This window comes from Xylanibacter sp. (assembly GCF_057607445.1).
This window is the reverse complement of the sequence record NZ_DBLZAX010000010.1, coordinates 146,445-163,009: the sequence shown is the minus strand read 5'-3', so window position 1 is coordinate 163,009 and position 16,565 is coordinate 146,445. Positions and strand designations below refer to the sequence as shown.

At 46.8% G+C, this 16,565-nt stretch carries 12 protein-coding genes and 1 tRNA gene; 8 read left to right on the top strand and 5 right to left on the bottom strand.

Annotated elements, in window-relative coordinates:
• Positions 1-182: 182 nt before the first annotated feature.
• Positions 183-255 (bottom strand) — tRNA-Lys (locus tag ACZMIG_RS09490).
• A gap of 416 nt (positions 256-671) precedes the next feature.
• On the opposite strand from ACZMIG_RS09490, the gene ACZMIG_RS09485 reads away from it, so the two are divergent.
• Entirely contained in the window at positions 672-2,090 is a 1,419-nt protein-coding gene (locus ACZMIG_RS09485; RefSeq protein WP_021854776.1) for a glycoside hydrolase family 28 protein, read from the top strand.
• 429 nt (positions 2,091-2,519) lie between these two features.
• On the opposite strand, the gene ACZMIG_RS09480 is transcribed toward ACZMIG_RS09485, so the two are convergent.
• Positions 2,520-3,920 carry an undecaprenyl-phosphate glucose phosphotransferase gene (locus ACZMIG_RS09480; RefSeq protein WP_487889473.1) on the bottom strand — a complete coding sequence of 467 codons (1,401 nt, stop codon included), beginning with the start codon at positions 3,918-3,920 and terminating at the stop codon, positions 2,520-2,522.
• Positions 3,921-4,155: 235 nt separating this feature from the next.
• Between ACZMIG_RS09480 and ACZMIG_RS09475 the strand changes: the two genes are divergently transcribed.
• Positions 4,156-5,499 carry an NAD(P)-dependent oxidoreductase gene (locus ACZMIG_RS09475; RefSeq protein ID WP_021854780.1) on the top strand — a complete coding sequence of 448 codons (1,344 nt, stop codon included), beginning with the start codon at positions 4,156-4,158 and terminating at the stop codon, positions 5,497-5,499.
• Between the two features lie 154 nt (positions 5,500-5,653).
• On the opposite strand, the gene ACZMIG_RS09470 is transcribed toward ACZMIG_RS09475, so the two are convergent.
• Entirely contained in the window at positions 5,654-6,100 is a 447-nt protein-coding gene (locus ACZMIG_RS09470; protein WP_487889472.1) for a DUF4186 domain-containing protein, read from the bottom strand.
• A gap of 300 nt (positions 6,101-6,400) precedes the next feature.
• On the opposite strand from ACZMIG_RS09470, the gene ACZMIG_RS09465 reads away from it, so the two are divergent.
• Positions 6,401-7,276, top strand: coding sequence for a mechanosensitive ion channel family protein (locus ACZMIG_RS09465; protein ID WP_021854783.1), 876 nt, complete (start codon positions 6,401-6,403; stop codon positions 7,274-7,276).
• A gap of 300 nt (positions 7,277-7,576) precedes the next feature.
• Here ACZMIG_RS09465 and ACZMIG_RS09460 read toward each other — a convergent pair whose 3' ends face one another.
• Entirely contained in the window at positions 7,577-7,759 is a 183-nt protein-coding gene (locus tag ACZMIG_RS09460; protein ID WP_487889471.1) for a hypothetical protein, read from the bottom strand.
• A 176-nt stretch (positions 7,760-7,935) separates the two neighbouring features.
• Between ACZMIG_RS09460 and ACZMIG_RS09455 the strand changes: the two genes are divergently transcribed.
• The 3 genes from ACZMIG_RS09455 to ftsH all read left to right on the top strand — a co-directional run bounded on the left by ACZMIG_RS09455 (position 7,936) and on the right by ftsH (position 13,166).
• The gene (locus tag ACZMIG_RS09455) at positions 7,936-8,331 is read left to right on the top strand and encodes a MarR family winged helix-turn-helix transcriptional regulator (protein WP_053398645.1); all 396 of its coding nucleotides are present in this window, start codon (positions 7,936-7,938) and stop codon (positions 8,329-8,331) included.
• 15 nt (positions 8,332-8,346) lie between these two features.
• Positions 8,347-10,803 carry an FAD-dependent oxidoreductase gene (locus tag ACZMIG_RS09450; RefSeq protein ID WP_487889470.1) on the top strand — a complete coding sequence of 819 codons (2,457 nt, stop codon included), beginning with the start codon at positions 8,347-8,349 and terminating at the stop codon, positions 10,801-10,803.
• A gap of 494 nt (positions 10,804-11,297) precedes the next feature.
• Positions 11,298-13,166 (top strand): ATP-dependent zinc metalloprotease FtsH, encoded by a 1,869-nt coding sequence (gene ftsH, locus ACZMIG_RS09445; RefSeq protein ID WP_302698703.1) that lies wholly within the window; start codon positions 11,298-11,300, stop codon positions 13,164-13,166.
• Between the two features lie 6 nt (positions 13,167-13,172).
• On the opposite strand, the gene ACZMIG_RS09440 is transcribed toward ftsH, so the two are convergent.
• Complete coding sequence (locus tag ACZMIG_RS09440) at positions 13,173-14,006, bottom strand: helix-turn-helix domain-containing protein (protein WP_418874898.1); 834 nt, start codon at positions 14,004-14,006, stop codon at positions 13,173-13,175.
• 371 nt (positions 14,007-14,377) lie between these two features.
• Here ACZMIG_RS09440 and ACZMIG_RS09435 point away from each other — a divergent pair, with 371 nt between their 5' ends.
• Both ACZMIG_RS09435 and ACZMIG_RS09430 read left to right on the top strand, forming a co-directional pair.
• Positions 14,378-15,409, top strand: a complete 1,032-nt coding sequence (locus tag ACZMIG_RS09435) for a PfkB family carbohydrate kinase (RefSeq protein WP_418874897.1) — start codon at positions 14,378-14,380, stop codon at positions 15,407-15,409.
• A 390-nt stretch (positions 15,410-15,799) separates the two neighbouring features.
• Positions 15,800-16,417, top strand: a complete 618-nt coding sequence (locus ACZMIG_RS09430) for a TetR/AcrR family transcriptional regulator (RefSeq protein WP_418874902.1) — start codon at positions 15,800-15,802, stop codon at positions 16,415-16,417.
• The last annotated feature ends 148 nt before the right edge of the window (positions 16,418-16,565 follow it).

Below are 16,565 nucleotides of genomic sequence, written 5' to 3'. Positions count from 1 at the left end.
AGCATTGCTCCGAGGAGTTATTGACATACCATTCTTCCTCTTTAGGCTGACTAAAATTTATGCGTAATATTTTCTTTCCCCACTATTTATCGGGTGAGCCACTATTTATCGGATTAGCCGTTTTTAAACAAAAACACAATATGTACAAACAAAAAAAAGAGACACTCGAAAGTGTCTCTTTGTACGCCTGCAGGGGCTCGAACCCTGGACCCTCTGATTAAGAGTCAGATGCTCTACCAACTGAGCTACAAGCGCGTCCTTAACAACTGATTAGTGTTTGTTTCTCAATTGCGAGTGCAAAGGTAGGCATTATTTTTATTACCACCAAATTTTTCAGCAACTTTTTTACTAAAAATTTTATTTTTGCCTAAAATCGCCCTATTTTGCCCATAATTTACCCGTAAAAACACATAGACAATATTTTTTGTAAAATTTAAAAACACATAAAATTATCATGTTAGAATATTTATTATTTGGAAATGTCTCCAACTTGCATTACATTTGCAAAAAATTTACCGCAAACTATAAAAATAATCAAACGACATCAACGTATATACATAATTATTTGAACAGTCCATACATGAACGGGGACAAAACACCCGGACATGAACATATTAAATAAATTGGAATATTAAATACTAAAGTAAAAATAAACTTATTAACTAATCAAAATGAAAAAAGTTTTATCTCTATGCGTAGCATTTATGCTTGCATTAAACTTTGCCCAGGCAAGTGACTACGACACTTATTACCAAAACCTTCCGGTTGAAATGCCTAAAGCAACTGCACCGGTCATACCGGCAAACACCGTTAATCTTAAAGACTTCGGAGGCGTAGGAGACGGCGTAACCCTTAATACTGAAGCTTTCAGAAAAGCAATAAGCGCACTGAACAAGCAGGGAGGAGGCCATCTTGTGGTGCCTGCCGGAATATGGCTGACGGGAATGATTTCGCTTAAGGACAACATTGATCTGCACATAGAGAAAAACGCCATAATAATGGCTTCACCCGAAAAGAGTCTGTTTATAAAAGAAGAAAACGGCAAGAAAGACGACAAATGCACTCCACTGATAAGCGCAAGCAAGCGTAAGAACATCAGCATAACCGGCGAAGGCGTAATCGACGGCAACGGCGCATTCTGGCGTCCTGTAAAGCGTTCTAAAGTAAGCGACGCCGAGTGGAAAGAGTTTCTCTATATGGGAGGCACAGAGACAGAAGGAGGCAAACTGTGGTTTCCGTTCAACCTCAAGCATTACGAAAACATAGCAGCCACACCCGAGGCACAGGAAAAGATGCGCACACACCTCATCAGAATAACCGACTGCGAGAATGTGCTCGTAAAAGACGTTACACTTCAGAACTCGCCCAAGTTCCACCTCATCCCTACACGCTGCAACAACGTGATAGTTGACAACGTTACAATAAGATGCCCGTGGAACGCCCAGAACGGCGACGCTCTCGACATCAGCAGCTGCAAGAATGTCCTGATTGTCAACAACACCATCGACGCCGGAGACGACGGAATATGCATGAAGGCGGGAGCCGGAGAGTCTGGTCTCAAATATGGACCATGTGAGAACATTCTCATTGAGAACAATGCGGTGTTCCATGCTCATGGCGGCTTTGTCATAGGCTCCGAGTTCACCGGAGGCATAAAGAACATTGTTGTACGCAACAACCGCTTCAGCGGCACTGACACAGGTCTGCGCTTCAAGAGCGGCATAGGACGCGGCGGAAAGGTTGAAGGGCTGTATATCAGCGACATCTTCATGACGGACATCAAAGATGAAGCAATTGTATTTGAGTGCACTTATATCGACAAGAAATACAGCGTAAAAGAAGACAAGGCTGAAACAGCCACCTACACCGACGCACCTTTTGCACCTGACTTTGGAGACATACATATATCAAACGTCGTATGCCGAAACACAAAAACAGCCATTTCGGCACACGGCCTCCCGGGCTTGAAGTGCGTACATGACGTTACAATAGACAACTGTACATTCTTCTACACGAAAAAAGATAAGGACTTTGACAATAACGTTGACGTAAAAATCACGAACACAAAGTTCCTTACCTATGATAAATAATAAATAGAGGGTTAAATTTTGCAAGGGAGAAAGCGGTGTAAAAACTGTTTTCTCCTTTTTTATTAACGCAGATCTGCTAAAAGTGTAAAAACCAAGATAAAGCAAAAAACGACAATGGTACTATTATTCCGGGATTATATCTCCATACGCAAAAAACAATCACAGAAAGACAACCATAAAACATGATAATCAAGAATATGGACTCAGCGTCATAGCAACAATCAGGTATAATTTATCCAAACGCATTATCCCTCATCTCCAAACAAGAAAAATCCGCGAGAAGGACGCCACTGCTCCACAGACAAATGAAATTATCACATCTATCATAAAATCAAGACACCACTAATACTTCAACAACAAACGGGGATGCTCCCAAAAGCGACATCCCCGTTTATATATAGCCCAAATGCAATCTGCACTTCTATCCTTTTAATAAGCCTTTTCATCACCATGAATGGCATCAGAAACGGTTTTTAATATTATCTGAATATCGAGCCAGAAACTCCAGTGCTCAATATACCAAATATCCTTTTCCACACGGCGCTTCATGTCATCCACTGTCTTTGTCTCTCCCCTCTCACCATGAGTCTGAGCCCATCCTGTTATACCGGGCTTTACGTAATGGCGTATCATATAGTCTGATATAAGTTGGGAATAATAGTCGGTATGAGCAAGCATATGCGGACGCGGACCGACAATGCTCATGTTTCCTTTAAGTACATTGATAAACTGAGGCAGCTCATCAATGTTGGTATGACGCATCAGCAAGCCCCATTTAGTCACTCTCGGGTCATCCTTGACAGCCTGTACTTTATCAGAATCCTTGTTTACCTTCATGCTCCTGAACTTATAACACACGAAGTCCTTTCCGTCATATCCGGTACGTTTCTGCTTAAAGAACAACGGTCCGGGCATCGTTATCTTTGATACTATCGCCACAATTATCAATATTATCGGGAACAATGTGCATATAAAAAGTAGCGAAACCACAAAGTCGAATACACGTTTCTGTATCCTGTTGCGCATATCCTTCAGCGGTTCGTTATACTGCGACATGACATAAATGTCGCCAAACTCCATAACCTTCGCACTGCGGAATTCTCCGTAAGATATGGTAGGCACATAATATGTTCTGATCATATGCTTTTCACAAAGCCTCATCAGAGCCTTATATTCTTTCAGTTTATCCGGCATTACGCCGATATAGAGCTCGTCAACATGATTATTCTCTATAAAAGGCAGCAGTTCGCTCTCCTCTCCCAGATAAGCAAGTTCCTCACCTGTAGAGCTGTTTGTCATTGAGTCAGAATCTGTTTTGATAAAATATCCCAGAAGATTGTATCCGTTCCAGACGTTAGTCATCACGTCAGCAATTTTCTGTTCCATTTGTCCTGTACCAAGTATTATTGTATCAACTCTGTTCCGGCCAACACTTCGCTTATGCTTAATGTATGTTCTAAGTAAAAGTCGCTCAATACTTGTAACAAGAAAAACAAGTAGAGATATTTCGATACAATAAGCAAGCCCCGGTACGGAAAATCCCATGATACCCAACACTGCCGCATACAGCACTATGAATATAGCTGATGTACGTGAAGTATTGCTGAGCTCTTTTGCCGGCTGAGCCTGTCTGTGATGCAGGCTTATGGTAACAATCTGCAATGCAACAACATATGAGACATTTGCCATTAACAAATCAGCCACAAATTCTCCGCTCGTATCTGCTCCTGAAAACAGCGTGAACAACAAGAATACTACATTAAATGTAAGCCAGTCGATAACTGACAAGAGAATACCTAATTTAAATGTTTTGTCAAATGCAGAGATCATAGTCTAATATTTTTTTTATATAAAATATACGTCTTTCGCCGATTTACACAACCACCATATAAGACGCAAATAAATAATATTTACCAAAAAAATTGCACGCAAAGATACTAAATTTTATTTTGTAAAAACATTTTATGATGACTTTTTCATTTTCGTCACACTATTTTTTTATTTAAGTCAAAAATTACACTATCTTTGCAAATAATTTTACAATACTCAAACTACTTTAAAGCAAATGGAAGAACAAAAAGAGTTATTTCACGAGGTAAACGAGAGCTATACCATGCTCGAAGCCATAAACGAGGCCAAGCGCTGTCTTCACTGCAAAGTTCCGCAGTGCAAGAAAGGATGCCCCATAAGCCACGACATTCCCGACTGGATTCACGAGCTTTCGAAAGGTAATCTCGGTAACGCCATGAAGATAATCAACGACAAGAGTAACCTGCCGGCTGTATGCGGACGCGTATGCCCGCACGAGAAGCAGTGCGAGGGACATTGCGTACTGAGCAAGAAAGGACAGGCGATACATATTGGCAAGCTGGAAAGATTCATAGCCGACTTCGACGGCGGCATGGGCCTGATACGCGAGAACCTGCAGCCAAAGACACGCGGACGCATAGCCGTAATCGGTTCAGGACCTGCCGGACTTACCATTGCCGGCGACCTGGCACGCAAAGGTTTCAACGTTGAGATATTCGAGATGGAACCCGAACCAGGCGGCGTTCTCATGTTCGGCATCCCTGAATACCGACTGCCGAAGGAGATAGTAAGACGCGAAATCAAAAAGATTGAAGAACTTGGAGTGGTGTTCCACTGCAACACCACAGTTGGAACCGACATAAACATCGACCAGCTCTTTGAACGTGGCTTCGACGCCATATTCATGGGCACTGGTACAGTAAAGCCGAAAAAACCGGATATTCCGGGACGAAACCTCAAAGGCGTACGTCAGGCTGTATACTTCTTAAGAAAGGTGAGTCTATACAACGAAGGAAACATTGCGCGCGAAGACGTGCCCATACAAGAAGGCGACCGTGTGTTTGTCATCGGCTGCGGCAACACAGCCATGGACGGTGCCCGCACGGCCATCCGCATGGGTGCAAAGGATGTCGAGATTGTTTATCACCGCACGGTGAACGAGATGAGCGCCCTTCGCTCCGAATACGAAGAAGCCGTCGAAGAGGGTGTCAAGTTTAACTGGCAGTCAAAGATTGTGGAGATTCTCGACAAGGACGGCATTCTCAACGGCGTAGTCATAGAGCACAACGGTGAGCGCCGCACAGAAAAGGCCGACAAGGTGCTCATGGCCATCGGCTCCGTGCCCGCCAGTCGCGTAGTGTCGACCACCAAGGGCATTGAGGTTGACGAAAGCGGATACGTGCTAACACGCGAGACTCCATGCGGAATGACGAGCCGCAAGGGTGTGTTTGCGGGAGGCGACGTTGTAAACCGCCCCTCGACCGTCGTACTTGCCATGCGCGACGCCAAAAACGTTGCCGACGGCATAGCTCAGTATGTAGACGCCATCAAGCTCCTCGAGGCAATAAACGCCAAAGACTGGGCCGGCGACAAGAACTAAGACAATAGTTAATGCCTTATAAGTTTTTTGAGGTTTAGGGATAACATCATGCAGACAACCTGTCTGCACTTAAACGTTTCGTAGCGGAACGTTATATCGAAAATGACGGCATAAAGCACACCGCAGAAAATCTTCCGGTGTAGTCTTTATGCCGTTATAATTGTCTGGATATCCAGGTCAGCAGCAAAGCCACTACATACTCCTGCTCAGCGGCCGTAAGTTCACGCCCCGCCTCAATGCCGTGCCATTTTGACAGGCAGCCCCGGCAGCAGCATCCTGTTGCGTGTTGTGCCACGAACACGGGATGTCCTTTCATCGGTGTCTGCTTTCCGTCGTTTGGTATAACGGCTGGTGCAAGTCTTTTTCTTATTATGTCAGCTGCATGCATGCCAATGCGCCCAAGTCCCTTCTCCGTTACATAATCCTTCATCTCATCATTCAGCCGGAAGCGTCGCCTGAAGTCCGACTTCGCCAACCGCCCGAACACTTCATCAAAATTGTATTTACTCAGGTCTATGGCCGGCATGCAAGGCTCAAAATCGTCATCGCCAAACAGACTTCCTTCCACAGGCTTTCTTCCATTATTAGTACGTTTTCTCATTTCAAATGTTTTTCTGCCGACAGCCATCTACATCACATTCTGCCGGCAAGCACAAAGATACGACAAAAAATCAGAATATCCTCTAACCTGCAAGACATAAAGCTACGCGAAATGGCCGTGCTGCATAAAATGTGTAAATAAAGGTAGCACATTTTATGCATATTATTTCATCTTTTATATTTTTATTTCTTATCTTTGCATATACCAAGCTTCAACATGCAGTCGGGCCTACATATCCGGCAGCAATGTGCAAAGGCTGGACATGACACATCATTATAAATAAAACTAAATCATAACGCCATGAATATCAATGAAATGCTAAACATGGAAGTCTTCGGACTATCAATCCGCTGGATTGTCGTGTTCTTAATCAAGGGTTTCTTAATTTACGTGTTCGTGCGCATACTCAATGCGTTCATCAAGTATCTGTTCAACCGTTCGCAGAGAAAGCGCGGCCGCATTGTCTTCGACGAGACAAAGATAAGCTTTATACGCCAGATAATCACCACCGCCGTGTATATCATAGGTGTGGCTGCATTTCTGTCGCTCATTCCGGGCATGGAGAAGGTCAGCAACTCAATCCTCGCCAGTGCCGGTATCATGGCCATGGCCGTCGGCCTTGCTTCTCAGGAGGCCTTGTCTAACATCGTAGGCGGACTGTTCATCATCTTTTCGCGTCCGTTTAAGGTGGGAGACTTTATCCAGGTTGACAACGTCATCGTTGGAACAGTAAAGGAGATTACGCTCCGCCATACGGTCATACAGAACGCCGAAAACCGCATGATTCTCATTCCGAACAACAAGATAAACTCAAGCACCATAGTCAATTCGTCTTATGGCGAAACCACCACGTGCTCTTTTATAGAAGTCGGCGTGTCTTACACCACTGACCTCGGCCATGCCATCGACGTGATGAGAGACGAGATTATGAAGCACCCGATGCTCATAGACCATCGCACCGACGAGGAGAAAGCCAACAATGTGCCGCAGGTTGTCATACGCGTTATCAATCTTGGCGACTCTGCCATAACGCTGCGTGCATGGGCGTGGGCGTCTACCACGGGCAACGCCTTTGCCATGAAGTGCGACCTGCTGAGGGCTATCAAGGAGCGTTTCGACGTCGAGAAGATAGAGATTCCGTATCCTTACTATAACCAGATTATCATGAAGGCATAATGGCCATGTCCTTGCGGTATGATACGGACAAGACGCACCGCACAGGCAGGCAATCAAACAAATAAAATTTTTATTTAAAAACTCACAACTCGTCACATTCGTATGTAAGTCATTTGTTTTCAGATACATACAGTGTGACGAGTTGCTTTTCCAACTCATCACACAACTCTTCTTCCTGCCTTTTTTCTGATATGTATCCTTTTACATCCTAAAAGACGGCATATTACAATGCAAAAGGACACCTTTCACAATCCGTTTTGCGGTCTTTCATCCGTGGCGTCGTTTTCATAGCCATTATACCTATTCATGCAGCCTAATGCATAACCTTCGTCCATGCTCATATCCGCATGCCTCAAGCATCTTTATGCCCAGCTTCTGCTGACTTGAACGCACAACACCATTGCCTGCCCTACTGCTCACTGGCAATATCACCGCATGGCTCATGACATACACACGTCCGCCTATTACAGATTTATTTTCCATTGGAAAGTGTTAAAAGGCAGGCCTTTTAGCAAATAAATGTTACAAAACAAATTATTTTCTATCGGAAATTATCTTTATAACAAACAAATATCTATATTTGCAATGTTTTCCAATGGAAATAATATAAGAATTAAAAAATCTTTCACCATAATATGTAACGGCAAAATAATATCGACATGAACAACAACTGCATCTGCAAGATAAGAAAGATATACCGCTGTATAAGCGAGTTTGAACTTCAGCTACAGAAGGCCTTCGGCCTCAACTTCAACGAGGCCATGCTGCTCTGCGTGCTGTCTGAAAAAGAGAAGATGCTTTCGGGCGAGATAGCCGACGAGCTTCAGCTCTCGCGCTCAAACGCATCCAAGGTGATTGCATCGCTCGAGAAGGAGGCTTACATAAGGCGCAACGTGTGCCCACACGACAGCCGCTGCATGAGTTTCCACCTCACAAAGAAGGGCCGCGAACTTATCGACCGCATACACTGCTCGCAGTTTTCGCTGCCCGAAGAGCTGCGCCTGATAGCCGAAAGCATGACTGAAAAAGAAATAACAACAAACAATAATAATTAAAACAAGCACACTGACATGAGACACATCATCATTGGCGGAGTTGCCGGTGGAGCCACCGCAGCCGCACGCATTCGCAGGGCCGACGAAAAGGCCGAGATAATATTGGTTGAAAAGGGGCCGCACATTTCATATGCCAACTGCGGACTGCCCTACTACATCGGCGGCACCATTGCCGACAAGAATAAGCTGTTTGTGCAGACACCCGAGTCGTTCGGACGCCGCTTCAACGTCGACGTGCGCGTCAACACCGAGGCCATAAGCATCGACACTAAGGCCAAGACCGTAACGCTGCGCCGCCCCGACGGCTCTGTTATTGACGAGCATTACGACCGACTGCTGCTCTCGCCCGGCTCGTCGCCCGTCAGACCTCCGTTCCCCGGCATCGACACCGAGGGCATATTCACCCTGCGCAACGTTGAAGACACATTCCGCATAAAAGACTATCTTACGCAGTACAGCGTAAAGAGCGCCGTTGTTGTAGGCGGAGGATTCATCGGACTCGAGATGGCTGAGAATCTCAGTCATGCCGGCGCCCGCGTGTCTATTGTCGAGATGGCTCCGCAGGTAATGGCACCTGTCGACTTCAGCATAGCTTCTCATGTCCACCGCGAACTGCTCAGTCAGGGTGTTTCGCTTCATCTCAACACAGCCGTTGAGCGCTTCGAGAAGGACAACGGACGCATACGCGTGTTCTTCAAGTCGGGCAAGAGCATTGTAACCGACCTCGTGCTGCTCTCCATCGGCGTAAGCCCCAATACGTCGCTTGCCAAGAGTGCCGGCATAGAGCTTGGCGCGCGTGGCATCAAGGTAGACAAATATCTCGAGACATCGGCCAAGGGCGTATATGCCGTAGGCGATGCCATAGAATATCCGCATCCAGAATATGGCGAGCCGTGGCTCAACTATCTTGCCGGACCGGCTAACCGTCAGGGACGCATCGTGGCCGACAACATGGTGTTTGGCAATACAACCGAATATGAAGGAGCCATCGGTACGTCGATAGCTAAGGTATTTGATGTAGTTGTAGCCTCTACGGGCCTTCCTGCAAAGCGCCTGAAACAACTCGGCATCAAATATCAGAGCAGCACTACGACAAGCATGTCTCATGCCGAGTATTACCCCGGTGCGTTCTTCATCACCACCAAGCTCACCTTCAATCCTGAAGACGGCACGCTCTACGGCGCGCAGTGTGTAGGACACGAAGGCGTAGACAAGCGCATCGACCAGCTGGCCATAATCATCAAGCACAAGGGCACCATCTACGACCTTATCCGCCTTGAGCAGGCTTATGCTCCTCCGTTCTCGTCGGCCAAAGATCCGATAGCCATTGCTGGTTATACAGCTGCCAACATCATATCCGGCAAGATGCCTGTTATCTACTGGCGCGACATCGACGGTCTCGACCGCAGCAAGGTTCAGATTATCGACACCCGTACACCATCCGAATTCAGCCTCGGCACAATCAGCGGGGCCGTCAACATTCCCGTAGACGACATCCGCGAGCGCATGGGCGAAATAGACAAAAGCAAGCCCGTAGTAACATTCTGCGCCGTAGGTCTCAGAGGCTACATCGCCGCACGCATACTTATGGCCAACGGCTACGACGTGCGCAACCTTTCGGGCGGCTACAAGACTTATCAGCTGGCCACACAAGACCTTCAGTGTGCCGACGGCAACGATGACAGCGACGACTCTTCTTGTTCGTGCAGTTGCACTCCGGGCAGTCAATGCAGCGACAGCCGTGCAACGCTTACCGTTGATGCCTGCGGACTGCAGTGCCCCGGTCCGATACTTAAACTGAAACAGGCCACCGACGACATGCAGCCCGGTGAGACTATAGAGGTAAAGGCCACCGACCCCGGTTTCCCGTCAGACGCCAAGGCGTGGTGTAAGTCAACGGGCAACGCCTTCCTTTCGGCTTCGTGCACCGACGGCTGTCACACCATCCTCATCAGGAAGCAGCAGTCTGACGACAAGCCTGCCGCCGCATGCGCTCCTGCCGGCAAGAACAAGACCCTTATATGCTTCAGCGATAACCTCGACCGCGCCATAGCCACATTCATCCTTGCCAACGGCGCAGCCGCCACAGGCAGCAAAGTGTCTATCTTCTTCACCTTCTGGGGCCTCAACGTCATAAAGAAGAAGCACGGCCCGGCCGTAAAGAAGACTCTCACCGAGAAGATGTTTGCCCACATGCTCCCCAAGAGCAGCGACAGTCTTGCCCTGTCAAAGATGAACATGATGGGCATGGGCAGCAAGATGATACGCGGAATAATGAAAAAGAAGAACATCGACTCGCTCGAATCGCTCATCCGTCAGGCCATGGACAACGGCGTCGAGTTTATAGCATGCCAGATGACAATGGACATGATGGGCATAAAGAAGGAGGAACTGCTCGACGGCGTAACCGTGGGCGGCGTAGCCTCTTACATGCAGAAGGCAGAAGAAGCAGGCGTCAACCTCTTCATCTAGACATAACAACAGCATCCGGGGCCACGCCGGCCGTAGCCCTGAATGCACTGCAACATCATATTATCCGAAGCTAACAGCACAAGGCAACATGCCTCAGCCCCGTCCGGCTCTGTCAGCTTCGGATTTTTTATGTCATCAAGACATGCTTTATAACCTGACAACGTCGGCCATATGTCCGCATTTGTCTTACTTTTAAAAGTACATTTATATTCTCAACACGCTCTTTGTTTTCTATTTTCATCTTGCCATTTACCACTTATCTAAACAGCCCGACACAGTTTCGAGAAAACAGGCTGCAAAACATTCCACATAAAACTACAATCCTTATTGATTCCAATATCTGGTTTTGGTTTAACACTCAACAAATTCCAGACATACATCAACAAGCCTTCATACGCCTCATTTATGTGAAATATTGCACATTTTTTATTCTTTTCCGGTAACGGTTCATGCAGCGCATGTATTTATCTTTGCAACCGGAAAAAACAGTTTTTATGAAGAAGACAAACACTCAGAACCAGAAAAAGACAAATCCATACTACGGACTTCTGTGGGGCTTTCTGCTTGTGCTGTTTCTCAACGGCCTTATCTTTCCTAAATTCGGACGCGGCCGCATAATCGAAACCGACTACGGCACTTTTGTCGGAAAGGTGGACAGCGGAAAGGTGAAGGACGTTATGATTAAGAGCAGCCACATCTACTTCACGGCGAAAGAAACCGACGGCAAGACAATAACTTATCAGACAGGTGAGATCAACGACCCAAAATTGGTAGACAGGCTGCTGTCGGCCAAGAGTCCTAACAAGTCGGGCAAAATTTCTTTCAATGAAATTATACCTCAGGAAAACTCCCCTCTGCTCAACTTCCTGCTCATGTGGGTTCTCCCCGGCATCATATTCTATCTCATATGGCGACAGGCCGCCAGAAGCATCAGAAGCAGGATGGGCGACGGCGGCAACTTCATGTCGTTCGGCAACGGAGGAGCCAAGATATATGCCGATGCTGACATAAAGACAACTTTCGCTGATGTTGCCGGACAAGACGAGGCAAAAGACACTCTGAAGGAAATCGTCGATTTTCTTCATAATCCGCGTAAATATGTCGAAATCGGAGCATCGCTGCCCAAAGGAGCACTGCTTGTAGGACCTCCCGGAACAGGCAAGACACTCATAGCACGTGCTGTGGCCGGTGAGGCAAAAGTGCCTTTCTTCGCCATATCCGGATCAGAGTTTGTTCAGATGTTCGTGGGCATGGGTGCAGCAAAGGTGCGCGATCTGTTCAAGCAGGCCAACGAGAAGGCACCATGCATAATATTCATTGACGAGATTGACGCTATAGGAAAAAGACGCGACAGCGGTTTCTCGAGCAACGACGAGCGCGAACAGACTCTCAATCAGCTGCTTACGGAGATGGACGGATTCGACGGAAAGCGGGGTGTGGTAATCCTTGCTGCCACCAACAGGCCCGAAACTCTCGACAAGGCGCTGCTGCGTCCGGGCCGCTTCGACCGGCGCATACAGATGGAATTGCCCGACCTTGAAGGCAGGAAGGCCATACTTAAGGTGCATCTGGCTAATGTAAGACATGAGGAAATTGATCTCGACATTGTTGCAAGAGCCACTGCCGGCTCGTCAGGTGCCGAACTGGCAAACATCGTCAACGAGGCTGCACTGCGTGCCGTGCGCATGGGCCGCAAGCGTGTAACAACGTCTGATCTTGAAGAAAGCGTCGAAACAGTAATTGCCGGAGCACAGAAGAAGAACAAGGTGATATCTGCCGACGAAAAGAAAATCATAGCTTATCATGAAATAGGACATGCATTGGTGGCTGCAATGCAGACAAACTCGGCTCCGGTTCACAAAATAACGATAATACCGCGCACGTCGGGCGCACTGGGCTACACTATGCAGGTAGATGAAGGCGAACAGGTGCTGCTGAGCAAAGAAAACATGTTCAACCGAATCGTGACGCTCACTGGAGGACGCGCTGCCGAGGAAACAGTCATGAATACCGTCACAACAGGTGCGTCTAACGACATTGAGCAAGCCACAAAACTGGCCCGTGCCATGGTTACCCGATACGGAATGAGCAACCAATATGACATGATGGCGCTCGAAACCGTCAGCAACGCATATCTTGGCGGCGACTCTTCGCTGACATGTTCGGCTGATACGGCAGCCGAAATAGACCGCGAGGTGCTGAAACTGATTAAGAAAGCCCATCAAAAGGCAAAAGAAATAATAACCGGCAACATGACAATAATGCACGAGGCTGCAGGCTTCCTGATAGAAAAAGAAACCATCACGGGCGACGAATTCATGCAAATTGTCAGAAAACACACCAACGTCAAGAAACTGCAATAATCATAATTAGTCTTTCCTGTACGCCAAAGGAGTTGTCAGCGTGTGCTGCCTGAAAAACCTGACAAATGAAGACGGACTTGCAAAATGCAGTTTTTCGGATATCTGCTGTATTGTCATTTCCGTTGTACACAGATAGCGTTTGGCCTCGGCCAGTACAATCTCGTTTATCCATTTCTGTACGGAACACCCGCTGACGCTCCTTACGGCAACAGAAAGATACTTTGGACTTACACATAGCTTGTCGGCATAAAAAGCCACGCTACGTTCTGATTCGAAATGACTGAAAAGCAGTTCAAAAAAGTTTCCTGCCAGAGCTTCTTGTCTCGACAGCGTTTTCTTTACGTCATGGCCGCTGCCTTCAAAGAGATCAGACAATATCAGTGCTGCCGAGCATACCAGCGACATCATTATGTCTTCGCCCTTGCCCGCAGTATAGTCATGCCTCATCATAATGTCGCACAGCGCCCCGAGATCAGCGGTCCACTCTCCACCGTCGACACATGGATTTGACGCCGTGTTCCTCAATGAGTCAAAATTAGGCGACAACGGCAATTTACAGACAATGTCAATAGGAACAAAAATCAGTCTTACGTCGATATCTGCTGAATATGACACGGCTGAGAACAAATGCTTTGGCAAAACGGCAAACACCTTGTCGGGCACCACATCAAACACTGTTCCGTTTATCCTCACCGACGCCTCGCCTCGAAGGCAGACGCCGAAAATAAAGCCGTCGAACAGCAAGGCCTGCCTCTCACAGTCCTCAGCAAAGATCTCATTAAGCCCCAGAACAGAACATTCTCTATGGCTTAAGCTGTCGTTCTGAATTATTATCTCCATAAACAAAAAATTATAGTCAACGGTCTGCCTGTCTATACCCTGCAAAAATACAAAGAATAACGATAACCGCAGAAATTATTTACTTAACAAAAAATAACGGCTGTTTTATTGTCCGGCTATAAGAAACTAACTTACGTCACCCTTCATGCCGCATAATCCGCCTTATGGGCAGAGGCCTTTCTAAAAGCATTTTGTCATAAATATTCTAAACATTCACATTATTTTCACATTCATCCGCTATGACAACAAACAAAAATAGCTATCTTTACATCTTGAAAACAGCAGTCTGCTTTTTAGACAAACGTGCAAAGAGATAAACAAACTACAACACCACTTGCCTGAAGAAACAGACAGGACAAACAAAAATTGACATGAGACAGAAAATAGTTACGTTTGGTGAAATTATGCTGCGCATGACACGTCCGGAGAAGCTGCGCATCATACAGGGAAGCACATGGGACGGATATTTCGGAGGCAGCGAGGCCAATGTTGCCGTGTCGCTGGCCATGCTAGGCAATGATGTCGAATATGTTACACGCCTGCCCGACAACAAATTAGGTCAGGCTTGCCTTAACGAACTCAGAAAATACAACGTAGGCACTCGCTTTGTAACCCGCGGCGGCATACGTCTCGGCACCTACTATTATGAGAATGCGGCAGCCATGCGCGGCTCGAGCGTAGTGTACGACCGTGCCGACTCGTCAATGACCACCGTTGCCAAAGGCACAATCAACTGGACAGACGCATTTGCCGATGCATCCGTCTTCCATTGGTCGGGCATATCCTGCGCCCTGTCACAAAGCGCTGCCGACGTTACCGAAGAGGCCGTGTGCGAAGCAGAAAGACAGGGCCTTGCAATATCTTTCGACATAAACTACCGCAAGAATCTGTGGAAATACGGCAAGAGCGCCCACGACATACTGCTGCCGCTGGCCAAGAAATGCGACATAATGTTCGGCACCGAAGGCGAATGGCAACTTCTCACGGGCATCACTCCGCCGAAATTTACTGCCACGTCGCCTACTTTCAGCTTCGACATCCAAAGCCATAAAGAGTTTTTCAGCAAGGCAAAAGACATGTTTCCCAAGTGCCGCAAGATGATTCTTGCCCTGCGCAACACCCTTTCAGCCAACCATCACATACTGTCAGGCGTTCTCTGGTCAGACGGCAACATCTATCCTGCACGCATCTACGACATAGACAACGTCATCGACCCTATGGGTGCAGGCGACGCCTTCATAGCCGCATACATTCATGCCCTGCTGAAGTTTGGCGACGACAGCCCGAAGGACATCAACTTCGCCCTCACCGCATCTGCCATCAAAAACAGCATACCCGGCGACTTCAACCTCACCACCGAGGAGGAAATAACAGAAGTGTACGAGAATGCAGGAAAAGCATAGGATAAATAAGAACGGAGCATAACAGAGAAGTTCTGACAGGACACACACGTGACGGCAGGTTTGCCTGCATAAAAGGAATTGTATAACAATCCTGTTATCCACATCACGAATATGCCGCCTATTTAGCACATGCTAAAGGCCTGAAATATAAAAGCATACCTTTTGCATTGTAATTTGCCGTCTTTTAGCTCATAAAAGGCGGCAAATTACAATGCAAAAGGGCATGTTTTACAACAGCGTTGTTAAGTGTCTGATAATAAGACAAATAGCATACATGCAACAATGCATGGCCAAAGACATTCCTTATTGGCCATTTGCTCCATAAAAAGCATTACAACATACAGCTGAAAAGTAAAAAATATTGTATCTTCGCAGCTGAAAACAAAAACGATTATGATAACAAACCGCGAAGAAGTGATAGACAAGGCTTTCAGGGTTTTCCTGAAAATGAACTACGAAAAGGCAAGCATCAGCACACTGGCGAAGGCTTGCGGACTTGCAAAGACCGGAATAGTGTATTATTTTCCGCATAAGCTTGACCTGTTTGTTGCCGTGGCCGACAAGTTCTTCATACAACTGCAGAACCCCGTAAACAAGTTTGACCAGCCGGCAGACACACTGGCGGAATTTATAGATCAGTATGTGGCCGGAGTGTCGAAGGCAATGAACGGAATTGTAAGTCTTGTGAACGACGGCAACAACCCATACGACTGCTGCCCGAACTTCTATTATATCCACTTTCTTTCGCAGGTCCGTATGTATTATCCCGGCATAAGACAGAAGATTGAAGACATCTTCAGCAAGGACTATGAGATGTGGTCAATGGTGATACAGAGGGCTAAGGACAAGGGCGAGATAAGGAGCGACGTGGACGTTACGACAACGGCACGGATGTTCAGGCAGGTATTCTACGGCATATCATACGAACACGCCTTCCTTAACGGCCTCGACACCAATGAACTTAAAGAAAACTTCAAATATCTGTATTCGCTGCTGACACGAAAGTGAAAGCCCCACCAAACCTCCCCCGTGGGGAGGCTTTTGTTTCTCGGTAATTAGAGTAGTTAAAGGAGCATTTTCTAAGTGAAAAGTGAAGAGCAGGCGTCAAAGCGCAATTAAAAATTAAAAGTTAAAAGTTAAAAACGCCTGACGGAAA

What these genes read in the sequence shown, in the direction of transcription:
- ACZMIG_RS09435 (WP_418874897.1), top strand. Translation starts at nt 14,378, where the DNA reads ATGAGACAGAAAATAGTTACGTTTGGTGAAATTATGCTGCGCATGACA.
- ACZMIG_RS09470 (WP_487889472.1), bottom strand. Translation starts at nt 6,100, where the DNA reads ATGAGAAAACGTACTAATAATGGAAGAAAGCCTGTGGAAGGAAGTCTG.
- ACZMIG_RS09455 (WP_053398645.1), top strand. Translation starts at nt 7,936, where the DNA reads ATGAACAACAACTGCATCTGCAAGATAAGAAAGATATACCGCTGTATA.
- ACZMIG_RS09480 (WP_487889473.1), bottom strand. Translation starts at nt 3,920, where the DNA reads ATGATCTCTGCATTTGACAAAACATTTAAATTAGGTATTCTCTTGTCA.
- ACZMIG_RS09460 (WP_487889471.1), bottom strand. Translation starts at nt 7,759, where the DNA reads ATGGAAAATAAATCTGTAATAGGCGGACGTGTGTATGTCATGAGCCAT.
- ACZMIG_RS09465 (WP_021854783.1), top strand. Translation starts at nt 6,401, where the DNA reads ATGAATATCAATGAAATGCTAAACATGGAAGTCTTCGGACTATCAATC.
- ACZMIG_RS09440 (WP_418874898.1), bottom strand. Translation starts at nt 14,006, where the DNA reads ATGGAGATAATAATTCAGAACGACAGCTTAAGCCATAGAGAATGTTCT.
- ACZMIG_RS09485 (WP_021854776.1), top strand. Translation starts at nt 672, where the DNA reads ATGAAAAAAGTTTTATCTCTATGCGTAGCATTTATGCTTGCATTAAAC.
- ACZMIG_RS09475 (WP_021854780.1), top strand. Translation starts at nt 4,156, where the DNA reads ATGGAAGAACAAAAAGAGTTATTTCACGAGGTAAACGAGAGCTATACC.
- ACZMIG_RS09450 (WP_487889470.1), top strand. Translation starts at nt 8,347, where the DNA reads ATGAGACACATCATCATTGGCGGAGTTGCCGGTGGAGCCACCGCAGCC.
- ftsH (WP_302698703.1), top strand. Translation starts at nt 11,298, where the DNA reads ATGAAGAAGACAAACACTCAGAACCAGAAAAAGACAAATCCATACTAC.